The organism is Pseudonocardia halophobica (genome assembly GCF_027922425.1).
GTDB classification, from domain to species: domain Bacteria; phylum Actinomycetota; class Actinomycetes; order Mycobacteriales; family Pseudonocardiaceae; genus Pseudonocardia; species Pseudonocardia halophobica.
On sequence record NZ_BSFQ01000003.1, the window covers coordinates 148834 to 170817 of the forward strand.

Consider the following 21984-nt stretch of genomic DNA (forward strand, 5'->3'; position numbering starts at 1 on the left):
CCCCAGCAACGCTGCAACGCTCATCGCCGCAGTTCAGACCCTCATGATTGCCAACACATCATCAGGTTGACAAAGGCTCAGTCACGGGCCATGAATACCTTCCGCGCCTCGGCCTGGTCCGGCGTCGACACGTAGGCCTCGCCCACACCGAGCTTCTCGAGGGCGACGGACATGTTCTGCCCCTCCCGTCCCCTCAGGAACCCGGCCACGGTCTTGCTCTGCGGGAAGTTGCAGCGGAAGGAGACCTTCGTGCCGGCGTTGCTGAGGACGTCCTTGTGGAAGTCGTCCACGCCCTGGCTCGCGACGACCACGGCGACGCCGTACTTGCGGCCTTCCTTCATGATCTTCGGGAGCGTGACGTCCCGGGCGAGCCGATGTGCCTCGTCGAGCACGACCGCCAGGCGGAGACGGCCCGTGGCCCCCCACCGGAACATCTCCCGGTAGACCTTGCGGAGGACGAAGGCGCCCGCGGCGAGCTGGACCTGCTCCATCAAGCCGTGCACGTCGAGGACGAGGCCACGACGCAGTAGGTCCGCGAAGCTGGGGCCACTCCCCTGCTCCTCGACGAAGAGCCCGAAGTCGGTCAGCGGGCGAAGCCGGGCGACGGTGTTCTTGCTCCGACCCGTCGCCTCCAGCTCGCTCATGATCTCTCCGAGCTCGGTCATGGACGGCAGCCCGGTAGGCCCGCCCGCGGAACCGAACCCGTGGCGTTCGTACAGCTCCCGGGCACCCTCGTAGACGCCGTTGCGCTGGATCTCCCCCATCCCGCACACGTAGGCAATGACCTCGGAAAGCTCCCACGCGGCCTGCGCATAGCGACGGTGGTTGTCGTCGCGCATCTCGAACGGCCTGATGACGAGGCCCTCCGACGCGTCGAGGACGGCGGCCCCGCCCGCTGGCTCGGCGGCCATGTCGCCGTGGAAGTCCAGGACCAACGCCGGCAGGCCCTGCTCGGCGAAGGAGTTCAGCACGTGACGGGTCGTCACCGACTTGCCCTGCCCGGGGATGCCGAGCACGAACATGTGCGGGCTACCGGCCGTGCTGATCCGCCACCGAGCCGCCGCGCCGTGTGCGTCCTGACCAAGCACGACCTCCACCTGCTGGGGTGCACGACGATCGACGCTGCTCGCCCCAAGAGTCGTCGGGGGAAGTTCTTCGAGCGGTGACGGCGAAGCCGGCACTTCCTCCGGCGGTACAGCCTCGACAGGCATGAGGTAGGGAGCGTGTTCGGTCGCCGGGGCGACTTCGGGTGCCGGTGCCGGTGGGGGTGGCGCATCATCCGGCACCCGAGGACGCGGAGACGGACGTGGCCGAGGCGACGGACGCGACGGCGCCACGGCTTCGGCCGACGACCCCGGATGCAGCCAAGGCCCCGTTTCCGTCGTCTGCCCGGACGCAGCTGAACGCTTGGACACTGGGGTGCCCTCGGCTGTCGACGCCGGCACCGCAGGGGACGAAGCGGGCGCCCGATGACTGCTGCGCAGGCCGGTCGGCGCGAGGTGCTCGGCGGTGAGCACCTCTATCCGGACGCCCCGGTGCTCTCGGGGGAAGGCCTCCGCCGCCCCCAGACTCACCACGTAGCCCCGCCGCCCGATCTCGGGCACGAGCGAGCCGTCCTCGACCTTCTCGAACATCCGCTCCGCGTCCGCTCGCCGCTTAGCGTCGAGCAGGCCGGTGGCCAGCGCACGGTCGGCGTGGTGGCGCAGGATGCCGACGAGCCGCGCGCGCTGGAGCTCCGCGTCGATCCGCGGCGGGTCTGACCGGAAGAACGTGTCCAGCAGCATCGAGCGGGTGGAGTCGACCTGCTCGACGATATCGTCCACCAGCGCCGCCGGGAGGGCGGCTGCCTTGCGCGACTTCACCTCCACGCACTCCATGCGGAGGCTGCGAGTGGTCGCCCGGACAAGGATCAGGTCGCAGCGCCGGGACCCGGTGGCGTCGCCGGCGTCGCCGAACATCTCCTGGTGGGCGTCTACCGGCACGATCACCGTGTTGTCCAACTCTCCGCGGTGGCGGAGGTAGGCGACGAGAGCAGCCAGGCTGACGGCCTCGGTGGCGAGACTCGACTTGCCCACCAGCCGCAGGGCCAGGCGCCCGGAGACGATCTGGAGGTTGCCGAGGATGTCGCGGATCGAGTCGTCCACGGCGGCGAGGTCGAGCTCGGTCATCGCGTCCGCGAGCAATCGGGTCACCTCGCCCCGATGACTCGTGGTCACGGTGAGTCGCGGGCCGAGTCCCTCGATGAAGTCCGGGGCGTAGTCGAGGATGTACGGCCGCTCGCGTCCCTCGGCCGCGACGGCCTCGGCGAACAGGTCGATGCCGACGTTGCGGTCGAGCGTGAGCACCCAGTCCGAGCGCTCGTGGACCGCGTGCAGCGCCGCGACCTCGTCGGTGCCGAGCCGCGCGGTGACGGCCATCCCGGCACCGGGGTAACCGAGCTGGGTCGCCAACCTGCGCTGGTAGGCACGGTGGCAGTCGACGACGTCTGCCGCACCGTCACGGCCTCGGGCGCGGACTGCGGGTGCGGTCCGCCAGGCGATGCCCTGCCCGTCAGCGACCCGGACCGTCGTCGCAGGCGTCAGCAGGTTCCGGAACGAGGCAGCGACGTCCTGGGCCTTGTCCGACCCGGAAGCGGAGACCTGGGCGAGGTCGGCAACCACGCTCAGCTGGGCTGCGGCCGACTGCTCCGACAGCTCGTGATGCGGCCGAACGCTCAGACCGAGAGCCGGGGTGAGGTAGCTGCGGCTGCCGCGGACCTGCAGGGTGGCGACCTGCTTCTGGAGGTCGGTGAGAGCTGCCAGCGGGTCGGTGAACGACGGCCTTCGGCTGTACGCGATCACCTCGACACGTGGCGGGGGTGCGACATCATCGTCGTCCTCGGCGTTCTGGCGCAGCGCCGATGCTGCGAGGGCTTGGGCGACGAGCTCACCGGATCCGGGGTTGTAGGCGAGCATCCGCAGCGCGTCCTGTCCCGGATGGACGGTCCGGTACGCCTCGACCCGTTCGGCGACGACGGAGGGCGGCAGATCCGGCGGAACGTCTCGGCGGTCCAGCCCCACCATGTCGAAGACGGCCTGGACGGCAGCCCCAGGCTCGGCCTCGCCGGGATCGAGGTACAGCCCGGTGCCTAGGGTCGCCTCGCGGAGGTAGACCAGGGGCGAGCCCTCCACCGCGAGCACCGTGTACGGAAGGTTCGCGGGCGTAATTCGGGAAGCGAGCCGGGAGTCAACGGTCTGCCGGCGGCGGGCCTTCGGCATCCCGGAGTCGATTATCTCGCGGGCCCACGTGCGCAGGACCGCGTCATGCTCGGCGAACCACGCCAGCCGCATAGGGTGCAGCGGGAGGACCGCGACGGCTGCGATGGGGCGATGCCCGGCCGTGTCGATGCTGATCGACACCGTGTCCATGGTCAGCAGCGCGAGCCGCGTGTCCTCGTCCGCCGCGGCGTCGAGGGCGCGCCGGTAGGTCTGGCAGTAGGCGACCACCTCGTCGCGCAGGTCGGTGTCCCAGTCGAGGGTCTCGACGACGTCGCGCGGGGCGCGGCTCGCCAAGGTGGCGAAGAGCTTCCGCCGCCGCTCGGCGAGGGTCGGTGGGAGAGCGAGCACGTGCCCCTCGATGTCCCGCTGGTCCAGCAGCTCCCCTTGCCGACCCTCGGTCGTCCACAGGGTCCGACGGCCCTGTTCGGCCAACGCCCGACGCTGTAGGTCGACGAGGACTGGGCTCAGTCCGAGCAGGACGGTCCTGCGCCCGCCGAGACGCAGCGAGAAACCGCCTCCGCTCCAGCTCGGAGCGTCCTCGGTGAGGTCGTTCTGCCCGTCCAGCGCGGCGTCCAGGCGAGCCTGTGCCAGCGACAGCGCCGTCGAGCGGCGGCCGCCGGTGCTGAGGACCTCCGCCTCCCACCGCAGAGCGAACTGCTCGCCGTCCGCGACGGCCTCGGACCGGTCGGTCAGCAGCACCGGCTGCCCGTCGGCATCGAGGCCGGTGACGCGGAGGTAGAGGAGGGCCGCGCCGGCGAGCTCGTCCTCGTCGAGCTCGATCTTCACCGTCGCCTTGCGCTTGTCGCCCTTGACCGCGGTCCGGACCACGGGCTCGGCGTCCGCCTCGCGGAGGTCCTCCGGCGGCAGCGCCTCCACCAGCCAACGGTGGACATCGGCCGACTTGTCCGGGTCCGTCTTCCAAGTCACTGTGACCGACGCCGGCGTCGACTCACCGATCTCCGCGTACGGGAGCGTCCCGGGGCCATCCTGCTTGAGCCGCGTACCCGCCCGCAGCACGCCGTCACCCTTGAGGAACGGCACGACGGTGAGGCTGTCGATCGGCACCGACACCGGCGTCGTCAACGGCCAGAGCTCGAAGGTCAGCTCCTCGTCGGCCAGTCCTGCGGCCCAGACGGGTGCGTTCGAGAGGTCCACATCCGGACGGCCGAGATAGCGGGCGATCCGGTCCCGGACGGCGCCCTCCTGCAGCCCCGCGGTGGTAACCCGGTCCGCGACCGAGGCGACAGCGCGCAGCGGGCGGGAGATCTCCTTGACGCACCGGGCGTTGCGGTCGAGCCGATCCACGAGGTCCTCACCGCCGAGGTCGGGGATGAGGCCGACTTCCGGGAGCATGCGCCCCACCGTCGCCCAGTCCGGATCCGCGGCGATCGCGGCCACGTACCGCGCCCAGGCCTCGACCGGACGGTTCCGTCCCAGAGCCCGTGCGACTCGCAGGACCGCCCGGCGGACGTCGTCGTCCAGATCCTGGACCATCGCCTCCGCGGCCGCGCGCAGCAGTCCCGAGAGGTCGGTCCGCTCGAAGCTGTTGTCCAGCGAGCTTGCCGCCGAGCCGGAGCCCACCGGGACCATGAGCAGGAGCTGGCGTTCCTTGCGGTTGCGCAGCTCGACGGCGCGCTCCGCGGCGATCGCCACCCGGCCGTCCGCTGCGGACGGGTCGTCCGCGAGCACGTGGACGTCGGCGACGTCGTGCGGCAGGGCGCCTTGCACCGCGTGCACGAGCAGTGGTGCGTCGTCGGAGCGAATCGAGTCGATCCGCATGCAGTGGCCGGGCGCGTGGGCGTCCGTCTGCTCGACGAGTTGCTCGGCGATCTTCTGGACGACCAGCGTGGGCAGCGGCGGGAACGTCACCGACATCAGGCGGCTCCGAGGGGATGGTGGACGACCTGCACGGAGAAGTCGTCGGAGAGGCTGTCGAAGCAGCCGAGCAACTGGAGGCGGACCTTGAAGGCCTCGAGGTTGGCGTCCGCCGCAGCGCGCGCCTCCGCACCGTCGAGGAACGCGGGCGGCCGGTCCACGAGGATGCCGAAGCGCTCGTGGAGGATATCGAGGACCGCCCGCAACGAGAGCCGGTTACGCACGGTCCGGGTGTCCGGGTCGACGAACACTGCGAGTAGCAGTGCTTGCAGCAGTTCGTCGCTCGGGGCGTAGCGCCAGCTCCGGCGGTTCGCGTTGCTGCCCTGGAGGACGCCGTACGGCTTGGTGATACCGCCGACACTGGAGTACCACTTCACCGAGTTCTTCGTGGCCTTGTCCTGGTTCACATCGGCGAGCACGTCCAGGAGCTTGTCCAGCTCCGAGCTGTCGGACGCCTGAATCCGCCGGAGGAACTCGATCTCCGCCTCGGTCGCGCCCTCGTCCGGGGCTCCGTCGATGAGGTCGTCCAGCCGAGCACCCGCGAAGTTCTCGACCCGTCGGTGGTCCTTGAGGGCGGCAAGGGCGACGAGCTGGTCCGCAGGCGGGAGCGCGCGGATGCGCGCCATCTCCTCCGGGCCTCGGGAAAGAGCGTTCTCCACTACGACGAAGGTCATACGGTCGCGGAAGGCTTGCCGGACCCGGTCAAGATCGCGCTCCACGCACCGCCGACACATCCGGTCGGACTCCGACCAGAGGTCCCCGGTGAAGTCGCAGTAGAGCTCTAGCCCGGACGCGGGCGCAAGATCCGCCATATCGGCGGGTCGCTCCCCGGCCAGGATCAGCTCGCGAGCCGCTCGGTCGGTCCGCAGGGTGTAGGTGAATAATCCGACCGCGAGCAGCGCGGCGAACGACGACATCAGAGCGGGGGTCGGGAGACGGTCGCCGTACGACTCCACGTGGGTGAGGAGCGTGGCAGCGAGATCGGCCGCTACGCCCGGTAGGGGGCTCGGGAACACGCCGCCAGCAACCGGTCGGGCGTCGCCCATCTCGATCGCCTCAAGGAAGCGGAACTCCAGCAACGCACCAATGTCGAGTCGGTCGGGGTCCACGAGCTGCGGCTCCCACCGAGGCTCGGGGCCCAGGGCGAGTCCCTTCCCAGTCGCGGCCGCGACGATCCCCCGGAGTTCAGCGCGTGGGTTTCCCGAGCCTCGCCGCTCCAGCTCGTCGAGCAGCAGGCGGTAGACGATGTCGTCGACGCCTCGATGCCGGACTCGCTCAGTGGGCAGACCGGCGCGGTACGACGCCAGACTGAGCGGCGCCGCCGCGACCATCTGCTCCCCCGTACGGCTGCGGCTGACCGCCCCCATCTCAATCACGCAGGAGCGGAGCCACCCGTCGAGCAGCGCCCGGTCCGCCTTGTCCTCGAAGCCGATCACGGCACCGGAGGCCAGCATCCGGTCCCGATAACCCGCGAAGTCCTCGGCGTCCGTCGTCGGGGGGCTGGACCGGCCACCTTTGACGCACAGCTCGAGCAGCCGCGGCAGCACCCGGTCGGTATCCACGTCGAGCAGGGAGAACACCGTCAGCGGACGGTACTGGTAGGTCCGCAGCGCCTTGGGCAGGGTGATCGTCACTGCCGCCTCCCCACGATCCGGCCGTCGATCGCCTCCGCGGTCAATCTGTTCCCGGCCCCGTCCACGACGAGGACGGAGCGTGCGGGCTCCAGGCGCAGCCGCTGTCCGAAGCCCTCGATCTCCTGGCGCAGCGCCGCCGAGGCCGGGTCGCCGAGCACCTCGCCGTCCGCCGCGCGCAGGATCAGTTCCGCGGCGTCGAGGGCAATCGCCAACCGTTGGCCGCGCTCGTGGCGCAGCTCGAGCCGGTCCGCGAACGACTCGACATAGCCGGACCCGGAACCGACCGCAGCCAGCTCGAAGGTCGTCACCGGCAGTTCCTTGACCACGACGATCGCGCGGACTGCGGGATCCTCATAGGTGCGGTCCTGCAGCGCGAGCCCTTTCCCTTCGTAGCGCGGGAACGCCAGGATCCGGGACAGGCCGAGGAGGACCCGCGCCAGGGCGGGGCCGGGCTTGTCCAGCGCGTCGAGGTACTCCTCGAAGTACCGGTAGCTGCGCACCTCGGCACGCCCGCTGGGCGCGGTCCACTCCCCGAAGTAGAGCGCTCGCTTCAGCCGACCGAGCGACTCGGCGGTCACGGCGGCGAGATCCGGCACGAGGTCGCGTGAGGCCCGGGCCGCGCGCGCCGCGGCAGGTGCCGCCTGATGAGCGGGGTCGAGCTCGCGCCACTCCTCGACGAGGTAGTCACCGGTGTCCGCCGCGAAGGCCAGGTCGGGAGCACGACGACCCGCGCCTGCGCGCGGATCCTGTCCGGTGCGGTTCTCCGCGTGGACCGCCTCGCAGGACAGGTCGCCGGTGATCAACCATCCGAAGGCCGAGCGGACGTCGCGCATCGTGGCCCGACGACGTCGTCGGAGATGGCTGGTCAGGAGCAGCTCCGACACGGCCTCCCGGGCCCCAGGCGTGCGCAGTCGCTCCGCGTTGTCCCGGATCGGGCAGACGTCTCGCGCCGTGCAGGCCTCGCAGTCCGCCCATCGCTCGTCCGCGGTGAAGAGCGACAGGACAGCGGTGCCGAGGCCTGAGGCCCCACGATCCGGCGTCGCGAGCGCCCGGCGTTTGAGGTCCACCAGCACGATCCGCCCCTCGGCAGGCTCCCCCGCCCGCTCCCGGTCGACCTCCGCGGCCAGCTCCGGGTAGCGGTCGCCGAAGTCACCGAGGAACTGAGCGATTCGGCCGTCGTTGGCTGCGAGCAGGGCCGTGTGGGGCCCGCCCGAGGGCGCGAGGACGGCGTGAATCAGGTCGTCCGAGCTGAGGTCGCCGTGTGACTCCGAGGCGTCGTACACGGCGCTGAACGTGCGACCGCCGAGCTCCTTGGTCCAACCCGCGGCGTCGGAGCGACGGGTGGTCGCCCCCGCGCCGTCGAGAGCGGCACCGACCTGGACGAGGAACGAGGTCTTCCCGTCGCCCGGGTTGCCGCTTAGCACGACGACGTCGAGCTCGCCCCCGATCACCGCGGGGAGGAGCGCGGTGTCGAGCAGGGTGTCGGTGTAGGTGCTGCGGGCAAAGTCGTCGTCCATCCCGCGATTGCCCGCGTTGCCGATCCCGCTGCGCCGGTACAGTCCACGGAGCGCCGCGACCGTGGGGTTCACCATCGGACGGCCACTGCGGACGGACGTGTCGCGGGCGCGCAGGATCCGGTCCGCGTACGTCGCGGCGTCCTGCGGACGCTTGCCGGGGTCGGCCGTGACACCTTCGTAGAGCGCCCCGAGCAGCGCTCGGCCGAACCGGGCGAAGTGCGCCTCGGTAGGCGGGACGAGGACCTCGCGCTCCTCGACGCCCGGGCCCGAGTACGGGTATCGCCCGAGCATCACGCGCAGCAGGGAGGCACAGGCGCTGTAGATGTCGGCCGCCGGTGTCCAGTGCCGCCGCGCCCACACTTCGGGGGCGGTGAACGGCGGGGATCCGACCGCGGACTGGGCTGCGTCCGCCTTCGCGGCCAGGCCGAAGTCGATGAGCGCGGCGCTGCCGTCGTCGCGGACGATGATGTTCGTCGGGCTCACGTCCCGATGGAAGACAAGCTGCTCGTGGGCGTCCGCGAGGCCACGCAGGACGTCCACCGCGATCCGGCGGAACTGCTCGGCGTCGAGGTCTCGACCCGCCGTCAGCTCCAGGAGGGTCTGTCCGGGGATGTACTCCTGGACCAGGACTCCGGGTTCAGGCGCGTCGAGCACGTCGTAGGGCCGGGCGCACCGTGAGCTGCGCAGCGCGTTGCCATGCCGGTACTCGTCGAGGACCTGCGCGTAGTCGACGCGACCGGGTCGCATGTGCTTGAGCGTGCGCGGCTCGCCGAGCTTCTCGTCGAACGCCAGCCAGGTGACCGCCCACGCACCCTCGCCGAGCTTCCGGTCGATCCGATACCGACCAGCGAGGAGCGCCCCCGGCTCGAGGACCGCGGGCGGAGGGGGACTCACGGGCGGGACGACGAGCGGCGGGACCGGTTTCTCGATCGGCTGGGGCGCCGATTCGGCGGCGGCAGCGGAGGCGTCCGGGCGGTCGTCGTAGCGCGGAGCCAGGCAGCGGGCCAGCAGCGACCCGACGACCGGGTAGGAGGCCACCCACTCCCGCGCCTCGGCGTGATCCGGTTGGTCCGACGCGTCACCGCGAAGCCACTGCGCGAGACAGAGCGCGAGGCTGTAGACGTCGTCGCGGGCGGTCAGGAACTCGAGCGGGGTGCCGGGTGCCTGGAACGCCGCCGACGGGTGGTCGTTGTCGAGCGACGGGGCGATGGTCTGGGTGCGTGGCAGCTTGGAGCGGCTGAAGTCCCGGAACCGCACCCGGTTCGCCGGTGTCACCTCGACGGTTCGCAGCTGCAGGGCGCGATGCAGCACACCCGCTCGATGTACCTCGGCCAGGGCGGTGAACGCGTCGTGGACGACGGCCACCCCGACCTCTACGGGTACGCGGCCGTCGACGTGTGCCGGCAACTTGTCGGACGCCAACTTGCCCAGGCTCGACCCGTCCAACGCGACGACGACGGGCGTGACGCGATAGCCCTCCCAGTCGAACCACTGCTGGACCCGCCAGGTCCGCCGGGCAACCGCGAGGGCGTCGAGTGCGTCGTGGTCCCGCACGGCGAGACGGGCGGCCTCGGCCGGGTTCTCCGAGTTGGCCACTGGAACGCAGTACAACATGACCGGCTCACCGGCCGGGCTCTGCGCGGGGAAGGTCAGGGTGTTGCCCTGCACCCCGGGCTTGCCCATCACCCGGTACATCATGATCGTTGGAGGGAACTCCGCGGTCCGACGCTGGGGCAGGCCGACCAGGTAATCCATTAGCGCTGAACGCAGTGGCGCCATCGTCGGCGGGAGCGCCGCATCCTCCGCCACCAGCACGGACGCCGCGTCGGCCAGCCGCACGACGACGTTCGCGCCCAGCTCAGCCGCCCCCTCCAGCCGCAGGGCGTCATGCGACATGACGACGTGCCCGGCGACGGGATGGACACCGCGGGGAAGCTGCTTCTGCGCGCCCGCCCACCCGCCGACCTTCTCCCGCAGCCGCCCCGCGAGCACCTTCGTGGCGTGGGCGAGCTGGTTGCCGGGATTCGGCCGGTGCTCACCGTTGGAGTACCACCCGACCTCCCCGACGACGACGTGCGGACCCCACGCCTTCTCCTCGCAGACGTAGACGCCCCGCTCCCCCACCACGACCAGGTCGAGGTCCACGGCACTCATGTTGTGCGGGACCTGGCGTCCAGCGATCACGTCCCACGACGCCGGCAGGTCACCCGCCAGCCGACGGGCCGCCTTCTCCTCGCCGGGCCCGTGCCAGTCCCCCAGAACGTGCAGCCGCGCCATCAGCGACAATGCCCGGCCGGTCCAGCCGCCACAGTCGTCGACAACTCCCCCGGAACCACGTTCGGCATCAGCCATCCCCCTCGTGCGCTAACCGCTCATCGCCATGAGATCACCCGCTGTTACCGCTATGCCCTCCGGGTGACCACTTCCGACGGTCGTCGCATCGTCTCGCCGGCAGCGAGTCCGCGCGGGCCCAGTCACTCGATCGAACGAGGGCACCACGGTCGACGCTCGCGGCCGACATCCTGCTCGTCACCTGCGTGAAGGCGACGCGCTCGACGCCGTCTGCGGCGAAGGACCTCTACACCTCACCGTTGCTCCGCAAGCAGCGGGCGTACGCGGAGTCCCAGTCGGCCCTCTGGTTCAGCCTCTCCGCAGAGCACGGTCTCGGGCGGACTCGGGCACCTCGAAACCGAAGTCCTCGACCGCTGGTCCCTCCGTTGAACCTGCGGGGGCGGCCTGCCTCACCGGTCCGTCAGCGACTGAGCGAACTTCGCCGCCCTCACCGCTGATCATCGCCCGGCGCCCACGTCGCCGCCCATCGCGTCGGGATGGCAAGGGCCGCCAGCCTGTTGATCTGCCCGCCCGGCGAGGGCTGGTGTCTGCACTTAAATCGATCGCTCTCTGCGACACGCACCCATTCTCACGAGCGATCTTCACCCTCCTGAACGCAAGCGACCGCTACTCTCCAACTCGCAGTAGTCGATCAGTGTCGTTAGGGAGCCCCGTGAGCTTGCTATGGAAGCTGGAGCCTGCCACCGAGGCCAAGCACCGGCTCAACCGGAGTTACCTTGACGCATGGTGGCCGATCATGCTGCAACCGAGCGGACAGTACGGATACGAACGCCCTCGGGTGACCTACGTCGATGCGTTCGCGGGCCCCGGCAAATACCTCGACGGTGAAGATGGCTCGCCCGTTTTCGCATTGGATCGACTCCTCAATCACACCGCCAGAGACCGAATGAACCTTCGCAGGGACAGGGTCTACCTGATCTTCATCGAGAAGGACAAGGATCGGTGTGCCCACCTTCGCACCCTCCTCATCGAGCGCTTCGGCCAGCTAGAGCAGCTTCCCGTCACAGTGATCGTCAGGGAGGGCGAGGCTGCTACGGCGACTCCGGAACTGCTGACGCAGACCAGGGCCTGGGACCATCCAATTCTGGCCATCTTCGACAGCTGGGGAAACGTCAATATTCCGTTCGAGTTAGTCGGCAGGATTGCTGGCGTTCGCTCCGGCGAAGTGATCACTACATTCGGTCCCAACTGGTTCAGCCGCCGCGAATCTCAAGATCCGAGTGAGCTTGATCGAGTCTTCGGCGGCAATCAGTATTGGCAACCGGCTGAACGGGAAGCTCGACCCGACGAACGTTGGCGAGCATGGCTTGAGACCTACAGGGACTCGCTTAAACGAGCAGGCTTTCCCTATCAGCTCCAATTTCGCGTGACGCCACGGACCGGACAGCCACTCCATCTGGTATTCGGCACGAGCAGCGACAAGGGCGTCGAGGTGATGAAGGACGCCATGTGGAAGGTCGACGGCGAAGAGGGCATGAGCTTCCATGATCCGCGAACTCGGGAGGCTGTGCCTGCGGGCCAAATGGATCTCTTCCGAGAGCATGACCACCATGCTGAACTAAGCGAACTAATCTGCCAATGCCTCGCTCCAGGCGAGAAATCGGTCGAGGATGTGAGGGAGTGGCTCCTGAGAGAGACGGCGCGTTGGCGCAGGAAAGACGCGATCAGCGCCCTGTCGAAGATGCGCGAGAGGAACGTGGTGCAGACAGAACCCAATGGGCGTATCGTGAGGAGCAGTAAGGTCAGGCTGCTGTAACTCCTGATCGACGAGGCATCTCGTCCCACGTTCGACCATCAAGTAGGCGCCCCCCAGCCTTCGGCGTTCGCCCACCCCACTGCTTGAAGAAGAAGGGTACACCCGCAGCTACGCATGCGTCACGAATGGCCCTTACCCAATCTTCCCGTATCGGCCTGCTGCGATGTCCGGACTCTCCGCCTACAATTACCCAGCCAATTCCCGTGAGGTCGATGTTGGCTAGCGGACCCAGTAGGGGCTCGAGAGATAGAAATTTGACCGTTGCGCGAATATCGCGAATCTCATCGATCCTTGCTGCTTCGTCCGCCGACTCGACCGATGTTCCAAGCCACACGTTTGACGGCCAATCAATTCCTTCTGAGATCAGACGCATTCGCTTCGGTCGCTTCGTCAGCACTTGGTAAGTGTGCTGCGGCGTACGGCGCATCGTGTCAGCGACATCGGCGACGAACGTACGCGGGACGCGTGCGTGGAATAGGTCTGACATAGAGTTGACGAAGATGAGGCGAGGCTCTCGCCAGCGCAGGGGAATCTGCAGCGAATCAGGATGAACGGTAAGCGCAAACCCCGGTCCGCTGGTGCGCGGGTCGCCGTCCAGCTGATATTTAGCGGATCCCATCGCTTTGAGTCGCTTGGCCAGGGCCAAGGCGTAGCAGTTGTCGCAGCCAGCAGAGATGCGGTCGCACCCGGTGGTGGGGTTCCAGGTCGCTTCCGTCCACTCGATCGCGCTCTGGTCCGCCATCCGTGCAGCCTATCCAGCCGGTAGAGGAAGCCTCGGATGCACACTCGGCCTGTCGCCGATTCCTCCGCGGCGCCGGGGACCGGCCGGAGGCCGCAGCCCCCGCGCCCGGCGGCGAAGCCGTCGCCTTGATCAGGTAGAGAAAGTCTGAACCCGTGCGCGAGCGCCGCGAGCGCCGCGGCGCCGGCTGGAGGTTGGCGTCCGATGTCGTCCGGTGAGCGGCGAGACCCGAGCTTCACTGACTCGAACTAACGTTCGATCTTTGCTATCGTAGAGCTTCGTGCGGTGGCCCGTCGTAGGGGAAGTACGTCGGGTCCCCGCACGCCCTACTCGATCGCGGCGGAGGCAGGCGATGGGCAGTCAGAGCAGGTACGACCGAGACCCCTCAGTCGGCGACTCGATCCTGGCTGAGGCACAGGCCTACTCGACCATCGCTGAGCTGCTTGACGACTACCGTGACGAGATCGTCGGAGACCGCGCTGTCGCCCTACAGATCGGCAACGTCCTCCACAGCGCTGCCATCGAGCTGCGGGGCGGACGCGCCCTTCCGATCGGTGTCCGTCGCGCCGTCCGGGGCCTCGCCAACGCCCTCCGCGAGATCATGGACCCGGGCGCGGTGAACGTCCCTAAAGATCACGATGCCTAGGCCGCGGTCTCCCTGATCTTGGAAGCGGATGATCTGCCTAGGCAACTTCCTGCGCCCCCTCCCTGTGCAGCGGGCTCAGCGGGTCTAAATTTGAGGTGTCGGCTTCGGGACCGCCAGCCCGGCGTTGGCCTGGAGTCGCTCGGTTGTGGTGGGGGTCGTTCGTTTCTTCGGTGCGCGGAGGTCGTCGATGTCGCTGGTCGGGTAGAAGGCGTCGCCGGCGACTTCGAAGGCTCCGTGCACGATGAGGTTCTTCCCCGGTTGCACGAAGGCCAGGGCGGCTTGTTTGCGGGCGTAGGCGAAGGAGTTCGCGCAGGTGTTGAAGGCGTCGCGGTCCCGGACCTCGTAGGCGATCCGGCCGAGCTGGACCCGGATGTAGGGCTTGGGCGGGTCGCCCTTGGTCTTGCCGGTAGTCACGGCGCAGGCCGGCATGCCGACCGCGTTCGCCGCGATGGCCGGCTCCGGCATACCGCGCAGGGCCCGGGTGAGTCGCTGGTCGGCCGAGGCGGGGAGGGCCTCGACGGCGTCCTTGGCTTCCTCCCAGACCCGCTGAAAGTGCTCGGCGGTGCTCTCCTGGTGGAGGTAGAGCAAGACCTTCCCGATGCGGACGCTGACCGCGGCGTCGTCGGTGCCGGCGTGCAGGATCTGCACCTCGGTGCGCTGCGGCCCGACCAGCCGTGCCACAGCCATTACCGCCTGCTCGGCTCGCCGACCGACTGGGCTCACCGCAGATCCTCAGGACGGCGCGAGACAGCACCCCAGAACATGCTCATAGCGGCGAGCGTCAACGGGTCCGGCTCCGGGCTTGTTCGCGGGTGATCGCGTCCGGGGCTTGGGCCGAGCGGGCTGAGGGTTCGAGCGAGCGGACGATCTTTGCCGCGGTCTCGATCGCCGTTCGGGCATGTGGACGTTGGCGATGATGTTCAGCGACGACGAGGGCGAGGCGAGCGAGCGCGAGCGTCAGCTCGACCCCGGCCCGCTCGCGGTCGCTCTGCAATCGGCGGGCGAGCATCAACCGGCGGGCAAGCTGCGTCAACTCTCCGCCTCCCTGCGGGCGCGGCGGTGTCGACATGGCAGCGCGGATCTGCTCCGCGGCAGCGCTAAAACGATAACGGTTGCCCACGGTCGCAACGGCGGACATCGCGGTCAGCACGTCGCACAGGCCCTGCCCCGCGGCGACGACATCTCCTTCGCCCGCGCTAAACGAACCGGCGATCAGGCCGACGCGTTTCGCCACGGTGGAGCAAGCTACGCGGGAGCGCGGGGCCGGTGGCTGGGCGTCCCAGCGCTGCTGGAGCCGGGGCAAGGACAGGTCCGGAGCGAGCTTGCTGCCCGAGTAGAAGATCGGCGCCCCTGTCGCCAGCAGGTCCGGGGGCAGCGCGATCGCGTAGCCCAGCGCGTCCCCGGACGGGCCGCGCCGGATCGTGACCAAGAGCCCCTCGCGCTGCAGGGCCTGCTCGAACTCCGCCACCGACGCCGACCGCAACGCCGCCTGGCGTGCTGCCGCCCGCAGCACCTCCCGCGCCGGGGGCCGTGATTCCCGCTCGGCCTTGGCCAACTCGCCCCGCTGCGGGCGCTTCGCGGCGACATTCTCCGCCGGCGCGGTCGCTCGCAGCCCGAGGCGGGCTTCGATCCGCTGCGCGCTGGCGCGCAGCTTCGGGTAGTCGTGGCGCGGCCAGAACCGGCGGCCGGTGTCCTGGCGCACCAGCACCACGGCGATGTGGATGTGGTCATCGGCATGCCGGATCGCCACCCACCGCGGTCCGCCCCGATCATCACGGGTGGCGACGCCGGCGTCGTGCAGCAACTCGCGGGCGATCGACGCCCACTCCGCGTCCGGGAGTACCCGGTCCGACTCGGCCAGCCGCACCGAGCAGTGCCACACATAGCCCCGGCCAGCGTCCTTCGGCGCTCGTAGCGGCAGCCCGGCCGCGACCGCGGGCGCCTGCAACGCCCGGATCAGCGGGCCGAGCTCCAGATCATGCTCCCCCGCCCCACGCCGGGCGGGCTGCCAGGTTGTGTCTCGGCCGTCCCAGCTCGCAACCACCCGCGGATTCCGGTGTTCATCGGCCACGCCCGGGCCGAACAGATAGGCGAGCAGCCCGCCGGCCCGCCATCCGTGCACGACCTTCGCGATCACCGGACTCGCCCTGCCGCCGTGACGAGAAGGTCGAGCAGCTCGTCGAGCCGGTCGGTCAGCCGGGTCAGCTCACCGCGGTCGACCAGCTCGGCGGCCGCGATCAACTCGAGACGCAGCCGCAGCAGCTCGGCCACCACTCCACGCAGGCTGTCTGGCACGCCGTCGGGCGCGGCGGCTCGAAGCGCCTGCTCCCCCAGCCACGCCCCGACCGCGACGCCCGCGTGCAGCGCGGCCTCGGCCACCAGAGCGTGCTCCTGCGCAGTGAACGCGACCCGCACCGACCGCGTCCGCCGCACAGCAGATCGTGGACGACGAGCTGCGCGCGGCTTCACCCCCGCAGGCTTGCTACAGACGGATCCTCGATTCGTTCGGGGCCGCTCAGCTCACTGCCGCGTGTAGCTGCAGCCTGGGCCGACACATCAGCTCACCAGGACGCGGCCCACAGCCCGAGAGCAAAGCCTGCGATCAGCATCCCCGCTGCCACGACCAGGAGGAGCATCCATCGGTGCGGCCGGGCGGGGCTGGTCGGCGGCGGCCATGTCTGTCCAGTCCGTCGATGCCGGCGGGTTCTTCCGATTCGACTTCTGCCGGGCGGAGGCATGGAAGGGTTGCGCACAGCCGTCTCCTGTCGCTGCAGGGCCGGTCAGGCCCCGGTGCCGGCGCTGCAACGCCGGCCCGGGGCCGCCCACGTGGTCGTTCACGAACAGCACGCCCGCAGGACGCGAGCGCACGTCCGTCGAGACCACCACTGACCCGCCCGCTCCGCGACAAGCGCGAGTGCCCTGGGGAAGAACGCCCGGCCGCACGCCCGACTGTGGACCACCAAGCAGTGCGAACGCCCCCGTTCGCACCCCACTCGATCGCGCCCCCGCGATCGCAGAAGGTTCACTTCTGCATATCTTGCTCCGCCCAGGAAACACAGGGCGAGCGACCGGATTGGTCCGGCTCTCGACCGTGCCGACGGGACGCCCGGCGCTTCACCCCAGTCGTCCGAAGCTCGCCGAGGAGCGATTCGTCTCGCCATGAGCAGCTGCCCGCCCGTCTGACAGAACGACCGCGTACGACGACGACCACGATCAGCCACAACCCTCCAGAGCTGTCACCGAGCCCGACGCGTGAGAGGCGGACTGCCATGAAGGATCGACTGTGGGGCGTGAGGGACGTCGCCGAGTTCCTCGGAGTGCCCGTCGCGACGCTGTACCAGTGGCGTCAGCGCGGCTACGGCCCGAAGTCCCGCCGGGTGGGGCGCTACGTCCGCTACGAGCAGGCGGAGGTCCGAGCCTGGTTCGCGGCGCAGGAGTGAGGTGCCGCATGTGCGGACCTAAGGTCCGCAGACGCGGACAGGACGCAAGATCACATCACGAAGTGAATCATGTGACTATCCTGTGACTAGATCTTCGCAAGATCCGACGAGACCCGCTCTGACCTGGGGAGAAAGCTCCTCCGACTGGACTCGAACCAGTAACCCTGCGATTAACAGTCGCATGCTCTGCCAATTGAGCTACGGAGGACCGCCGGCCTGCGAGCGGAACCCGCTCGCTGACAGGGGAAACCCTACAACACCGGTTCCGGCGCCCCCGCACCCCCCTCCCCCGCCCTGGGCGAGCGTCGGTCCGGGGCTCTGGGGCAGGATGGCGGGGCAGGCGATCACGACCGTCCCCCGTGGAGGCGACATGCTCAAGTTCCTGCTGGGTGCCGCGGTCGGCTACGTGCTGGGCGCGAAGGCCGGCCACGAGCGCTACGAACAGCTGCACCGCACCTACCAGCGCGTCGCCGACCACCCGGCGGTCCAGGGCGCGGCCGGGGTGGTCCGGGCCCGCGTCGAGCAGGTCGTGAAGGGCGGCACGCACGACCCCGGCTCGAACGGGTCGGCGCGCTGAGCCGAGCCCGTCCCCCGCGCGGGGCAGGGCTGTACCTGCGGCGCGTCGAGGTCGACGCGCCCGAGGCGGGCCGAGGCCACTACCCGTTCGCCCTGCCCGTGGTCGCCGCCCTGCGCGGACGACGGCTGGAGTTCGGCCCGGGCGTCACGTTCCTGGTGGGCGAGAACGGGTCCGGCAAGTCGACGCTCGTCGAGGCCATCGCCGTCGCCGCCGGGTTCAACGCCGAGGGCGGCTCGCGGAACTTCGCCTTCGCCACCCGGGCGAGCGAGTCCTCGCTGGGTGGGTCGCTGCGCATCGGGCGGGCGCCGGGCAAGGAGCGCTCGTCGTTCTTCCTGCGCGCCGAGTCGTACGACAACGTCGCCCGCCCGCATCCAGGACCTGACCACGCAGGGTTCGCAGTTCCTGATCGCCACCCACTCACCGATCCTGCTCGCGCTCCCCGGCGCGCGGATCCTCGAGATCGGCGACGACGGCGACCTGCGCCCCGTTCCCTACGACGACGCCCTCCCCGTCCGCACCACCCGGGACTTCCTCGCCGACCCCGCGCGGACCCTGCGTCACCTGCTCGGCTGAGCCGCCCGGCAGCGGAAGGTGCGCCGGTACGCCGTCGGCGAGACGCCCAGCTCCGCCTGCAGGTGCAGGCGCATCGAGCCGGCCGTGCCGAACCCGGCCCGCTCCGCGACGTCGTCGACGGACAGATCGCTCTCCTCCAGCAGCGTGCACGCCCGCTCGATGCGCTGCCGCGTGAGCCACTGCCCCGGTGAGGTGCCCATCTCGTCCCGGAAGCGGCGGGTGAAGGTGCGGGTGCTGGTGGCCTCGCGGGCCGCGAGCTCCCGCAGCGTGACGGGCCGGTGCAGGTTGTCCAACGCCCACGCCCGCGCCCGGGCCGTCGACGACACCACGGGCTCGGGCACCGGGCGTCGGAGGTACTGGGCCTGCCCGCCGTCCCGGTGTGGCGGCACGACGGTGCCGCGCGCGACCTCGTTGGCCACCGCGGCGCCGTGGTCGGTGCGGATCATGTGCAGGCAGAGGTCGATCCCGGCCGCCTCGCCCGCCGACGTGAGCACGCCGTCCGCGTCGGTGTAGAGCACGTCGGGATCGAGGTCGACCTCGGGGTACAGCTCGCGGAACCGGGCAGCGCACTTCCAATGGGTGGTGGCCGGGCGCCCGTCGAGCAGCCCGGCCGCGGCCAGCACGAACGAGCCCGTGCAGATCGACGCGATCCGCGTGCCGGGCCGGATCCGGGCCAGCGCCTCGGCGAGCCCCGGGGGCGGCGGCGCGGGCTCGTAGTCGAGGTCCGACGCCGGAACGATCACGGTGTCGGCGGTGTCGAGCACCTCGGGCCCGTGCTTCACCAGGACCGGGAAGTCGGCGTCCGTGCGGACCGGGCCGGGCACGAGTGTGCAGGTCAGGACCTCGTAGAGCGGCCGGCCGGCGGTGTCGCGGGCCTGCCCGAACAACCGGTGGACGATGCCGAGCTCCATGGGCAGCAGACCGTCGCGCACGAGGACCGCGACCCTGTGCCGCTCGTCAGCCATGGCCGGATCCTCGCACATACTGTCCATCGAGCCACTCGTCCGACGGGCACGCGCGGCCGACGATCGGGACATGGACGTTCTGTGGGTGGTCGCGCATCCGGAGCCACGCTCGTTGACCGGCGTGCTGGCCGCGGAGGGCCGCGCGGCGCTGGAGGAGCAGGGACACCGGGTCGCGGTGTCGAACCTGTACGCGATGCGCTGGGACCCGGTGCTGACCCGGGAGGACTACGGGCTCGACGCGAACGAGCGGCTGTTCGTCTCCCACGGGTCCCGGCGGGCGTACGACGCCGGGACGCTGCCGCCGGAGATCCGCGCCGAGCAGGAGAAGCTGCGCCGGGCCGACGCGCTGGTGCTGCAGTTCCCGCTGTGGTGGTTCGGGATGCCCGCGATCCTCAAGGGCTGGGTGGACCGGGTGTTCGTCGACGGCTTCGCCTACGGGGTGCGCGGCCCCGACGGACGCACGCGCCGCTACGGCGACGGGGTGCTCGCCGGGAAACGCGCCCTCGTCGTCACGACGACCGGGGGTCCGGACTCGGCGTTCGGGCCGCGCGGGATCAACGGGCACGTCGAGGAGCTGCTGTTCCCGCTGCTGCACGGCACGCTCTTCTACGCCGGCGCCACGGTCCTGCCGCCGTTGCTCGTCCCCGGTGCGGATCGCTTCACCGAGGAAGACCGGCTCCGCGCCGGCGCGGCTCTGCGCGGGCGGCTCGCCGGGCTCGGGACCGACGCCCCGCTCCCGTTCCGCCCGCAGCGCGGCGGGGACTACGACGAGCACCTGGTGCTGCGCCCGCACCTCACGCCCGGGCAGGCGGGGCTGTCGGTGCACATGGCCGACAGCCCCGAGGTCCGGGCGGCGAGCTAACCCGCGAGCGGGCGCGGGGCCTCCCCCGCCGCGGCGGACACCGCGGCGTCCGGGCCGAGCCGACGGGCCTGCTCGCGGAGTCGGCCGAGCTCCCGCGCGACGTCGGCCGCCCCGGTCGGCAGGCCGGGCGGCTGACGTAGCCAGGCCGTCGCGACCCGCGGCGCCCGGTGCGCGGCGAGCGCGGCGCGCAGGGCGGCGTCGAGCGCGGGCGGCGCGCCGAGATCGGTGACGATCACGAGGTCGTCGCCCGTCCCGTGCGCGGCGCTGCTCCCGGCGAACCGGGGCAGGACGTCGGTCACCGCGCGGGCCACCCGCCGCAGCCCGTCGACGACGGCGTCGAACCCGCCGCGCAGGGTCAGCGCGCCCAGGTCGGCGGTGACCAGCCCGATCCCGGCGCCCTGCCCCGCGAGCAGCCGCTGCTCGAGCGCCTCGGTCAGCGCGGGCACGCCGGGTAGGCCCGTGACCGGGTGCAGGGCCAGCGCCCGGTCGTACTCGAGCGCCGCGACCGCGCGGAGCAGGTCGCCGATCCGCGCGACGCCGCGGCAGCGCCCGTACCCGTCGACGAGCGCGATGTCGTCATGGGCGCGGCGGGGGTCGCCGAGCTGCAGCGCCTCGCGCGGTTCCGCGTCGAGCGGCAGCACCCTCGCGGGGTCGGCGAGGTCGCGGACCGGCCGCTCGGCGTGCAGGGCGTAGCCGAACCGGGCGGAGACGGCGAGCAGGAAGCGGGTGCGTTCCAGCATCGCGACCGGCCGCTCCGACGCCGTGGTCAGCACGATGCCGGCGAGCTCCGGCGAGTCCTGGAACAGGGCACGGGCCTCGGCGCCGGTCGCGGTGTCGCGCAGCATCACGGCCGGGCGGGCGAAGTCGCCCAGCACGGGCCCGACGGGATCGGCGCGGTCCGGGCGCACGTGCGGCGTCGGGGCGGGCAGCGGGGCCGCGAGCCGGTCGACCGGCCGGCGGCCAGGCGCGCCCAGGAGCGGACCGCAGCCGCGGCGGACACCGTGCCGGCGGAAGGCCTCCAGGTCGGCCGCGGTCGCGATCCCGGCGGCGACCAGCTCGGCGCCGGTGCGCCGGCACAGCCGCGCCACGGCGTCGAGCACGACCTGGCCGCCGGGGTCGGCGTCGAGTGCGCCGGCGAGCTCCGGGTCGAGGGCGACGACGTCGGGCGCGAGCCGGGCGATCAGCGCGAGCGGGTGGTCGGCCGGCCCGACCTCCCCCACCCCGATGCGGTGGCCGCGGGACCGCAGCACGCGGAGGCCGGCCTCCACGTCCGCGTCGGCCGGGTCGCCGATCGGGGCGGCGATCCGGATCACGACGTCGCGCGGGGCGAAGCCCGCGTCGCGGACGGCGGCGTGCAGCTCGGCGAGCGCACCGCCGTCGTCGGCCACGGTGTCCGCCAGCAGCGTGACGTGCAGGGGGACACCGAGGCCGTAGCCGCCGGCCCGCCGGATCCCGGCGGCCGCGGCGCCGACGTCGAGGGCGGCCCGGCGGTTCGTGCGGGCGGCCGCCGCGACCACCCCGGCCATCGCCCCGTCCCGCGGCTGCGGCACCGCCTCGACGGCCACCACCGCGCCGGTGGCCAGGTCCGCGATCGGCGCGAACAGGGGCCGGATGCCGTCCGCCCGGCTGTACGAGGCGGCCCACGCCGCGGGGCCGTCCGGCCCGTCCTGCGCGATCGTCACGCCGTCCCTCCACCGCTCGGGCGACCGGTCACGCTGCCGCCCCGGTCGCGGGCGCCGCGACCGTCCCCGATGGACGGAACGGGGGCCGGGCCGTCCCCCTCCCGGCGGG

Annotated in this window: 16 protein-coding genes, 1 tRNA gene and 1 pseudogene; 8 read left to right on the forward strand and 10 right to left on the reverse strand. The window is 71.0% G+C overall.

The window, feature by feature from the left end; genetic code table 11:
- Positions 1 to 77: 77 nt before the first annotated feature.
- Genes PKE99_RS05125 through PKE99_RS05135 form a run of 3 tightly spaced genes read right to left on the reverse strand, consistent with a single transcriptional unit; the run spans position 78 to position 10635 of the window.
- Positions 78 to 5132: a helicase HerA domain-containing protein gene (locus PKE99_RS05125; protein WP_037043609.1), complete on the reverse strand. Its 5055-nt coding sequence runs from the start codon at positions 5130 to 5132 to the stop codon at positions 78 to 80.
- Positions 5132 to 6766 carry a methylation-associated defense system protein MAD7 gene (gene mads7 / locus PKE99_RS05130; RefSeq protein ID WP_037043606.1) on the reverse strand — a complete coding sequence of 545 codons (1635 nt, stop codon included), beginning with the start codon at positions 6764 to 6766 and terminating at the stop codon, positions 5132 to 5134. The genes PKE99_RS05125 and mads7 overlap by 1 nt, the downstream gene beginning before the upstream one ends.
- Positions 6763 to 10635, reverse strand: a complete 3873-nt coding sequence (locus tag PKE99_RS05135; RefSeq protein WP_081923979.1) for a protein kinase domain-containing protein — start codon at positions 10633 to 10635, stop codon at positions 6763 to 6765. The genes mads7 and PKE99_RS05135 overlap by 4 nt, the downstream gene beginning before the upstream one ends.
- 170 nt (positions 10636 to 10805) lie before the next feature.
- Between PKE99_RS05135 and PKE99_RS38945 the strand changes: the two genes are divergently transcribed.
- Positions 10806 to 11072, forward strand: a complete 267-nt coding sequence (locus PKE99_RS38945; protein WP_369075869.1) for a DUF6884 domain-containing protein — start codon at positions 10806 to 10808, stop codon at positions 11070 to 11072.
- A gap of 215 nt (positions 11073 to 11287) precedes the next feature.
- Positions 11288 to 12391 carry a three-Cys-motif partner protein TcmP gene (locus PKE99_RS05140; protein ID WP_037043601.1) on the forward strand — a complete coding sequence of 368 codons (1104 nt, stop codon included), beginning with the start codon at positions 11288 to 11290 and terminating at the stop codon, positions 12389 to 12391.
- On the opposite strand, the gene PKE99_RS05145 is transcribed toward PKE99_RS05140, so the two are convergent.
- Complete coding sequence (locus PKE99_RS05145; protein ID WP_037043599.1) at positions 12378 to 13133, reverse strand: DUF5131 family protein; 756 nt, start codon at positions 13131 to 13133, stop codon at positions 12378 to 12380. The genes PKE99_RS05140 and PKE99_RS05145 overlap by 14 nt on opposite strands.
- Positions 13134 to 13482: 349 nt before the next feature.
- Between PKE99_RS05145 and PKE99_RS05150 the strand changes: the two genes are divergently transcribed.
- Positions 13483 to 13776, forward strand: coding sequence for a hypothetical protein (locus tag PKE99_RS05150; RefSeq protein ID WP_037043598.1), 294 nt, complete (start codon positions 13483 to 13485; stop codon positions 13774 to 13776).
- 84 nt (positions 13777 to 13860) lie between these two features.
- Here the strand turns inward: PKE99_RS05150 and PKE99_RS05155 are convergent, their stop codons facing one another.
- The 3 genes from PKE99_RS05155 to PKE99_RS05165 form a co-directional block, all read right to left on the reverse strand.
- Complete coding sequence (locus tag PKE99_RS05155) at positions 13861 to 14463, reverse strand: hypothetical protein (RefSeq protein WP_156067396.1); 603 nt, start codon at positions 14461 to 14463, stop codon at positions 13861 to 13863.
- Between the two features lie 94 nt (positions 14464 to 14557).
- Positions 14558 to 15913 carry a relaxase/mobilization nuclease domain-containing protein gene (locus PKE99_RS05160; RefSeq protein WP_051737144.1) on the reverse strand — a complete coding sequence of 452 codons (1356 nt, stop codon included), beginning with the start codon at positions 15911 to 15913 and terminating at the stop codon, positions 14558 to 14560.
- Entirely contained in the window at positions 15910 to 16191 is a 282-nt protein-coding gene (locus tag PKE99_RS05165) for a hypothetical protein (protein ID WP_156067394.1), read from the reverse strand. Before PKE99_RS05165 ends, PKE99_RS05160 begins: the two co-directional genes overlap by 4 nt.
- An 854-nt stretch (positions 16192 to 17045) precedes the next feature.
- On the opposite strand from PKE99_RS05165, the gene PKE99_RS05170 reads away from it, so the two are divergent.
- Positions 17046 to 17216, forward strand: a complete 171-nt coding sequence (locus tag PKE99_RS05170; RefSeq protein WP_037043590.1) for a helix-turn-helix transcriptional regulator — start codon at positions 17046 to 17048, stop codon at positions 17214 to 17216.
- Between the two features lie 135 nt (positions 17217 to 17351).
- Here the strand turns inward: PKE99_RS05170 and PKE99_RS05175 are convergent.
- Positions 17352 to 17424 (reverse strand) — tRNA-Asn (locus tag PKE99_RS05175).
- A gap of 162 nt (positions 17425 to 17586) precedes the next feature.
- Between PKE99_RS05175 and PKE99_RS05180 the strand changes: the two genes are divergently transcribed.
- The 3 genes and pseudogenes from PKE99_RS05180 (at position 17587) to PKE99_RS05185 (ending at position 18366) form a co-directional block, all read left to right on the forward strand.
- On the forward strand, positions 17587 to 17793 hold the full coding sequence (locus PKE99_RS05180) for a hypothetical protein (RefSeq protein WP_037043979.1): 207 nt from the start codon (positions 17587 to 17589) through the stop codon (positions 17791 to 17793).
- 155 nt (positions 17794 to 17948) lie between these two features.
- Positions 17949 to 18071: pseudogene (locus PKE99_RS39690) on the forward strand (AAA family ATPase); the annotation flags it as partial.
- 1 nt (position 18072) lies between these two features.
- Entirely contained in the window at positions 18073 to 18366 is a 294-nt protein-coding gene (locus PKE99_RS05185) for a hypothetical protein (RefSeq protein WP_231498152.1), read from the forward strand.
- Here the strand turns inward: PKE99_RS05185 and PKE99_RS05190 are convergent.
- Positions 18351 to 19358 (reverse strand): GlxA family transcriptional regulator, encoded by a 1008-nt coding sequence (locus PKE99_RS05190; protein WP_197040549.1) that lies wholly within the window; start codon positions 19356 to 19358, stop codon positions 18351 to 18353. The two genes, PKE99_RS05185 and PKE99_RS05190, sit on opposite strands and share 16 nt — an antisense overlap.
- 43 nt (positions 19359 to 19401) lie before the next feature.
- Here PKE99_RS05190 and PKE99_RS05195 point away from each other — a divergent pair, with 43 nt between their 5' ends.
- Positions 19402 to 20193 carry an NAD(P)H-dependent oxidoreductase gene (locus PKE99_RS05195; protein ID WP_037043585.1) on the forward strand — a complete coding sequence of 264 codons (792 nt, stop codon included), beginning with the start codon at positions 19402 to 19404 and terminating at the stop codon, positions 20191 to 20193.
- Here PKE99_RS05195 and PKE99_RS05200 read toward each other — a convergent pair.
- A complete protein-coding gene (locus tag PKE99_RS05200) occupies positions 20190 to 21875 on the reverse strand; it encodes an EAL domain-containing protein (protein ID WP_037043583.1) in 1686 nt (561 codons plus the stop codon). The genes PKE99_RS05195 and PKE99_RS05200 overlap by 4 nt on opposite strands.
- Positions 21876 to 21984: the final 109 nt, after the last annotated feature.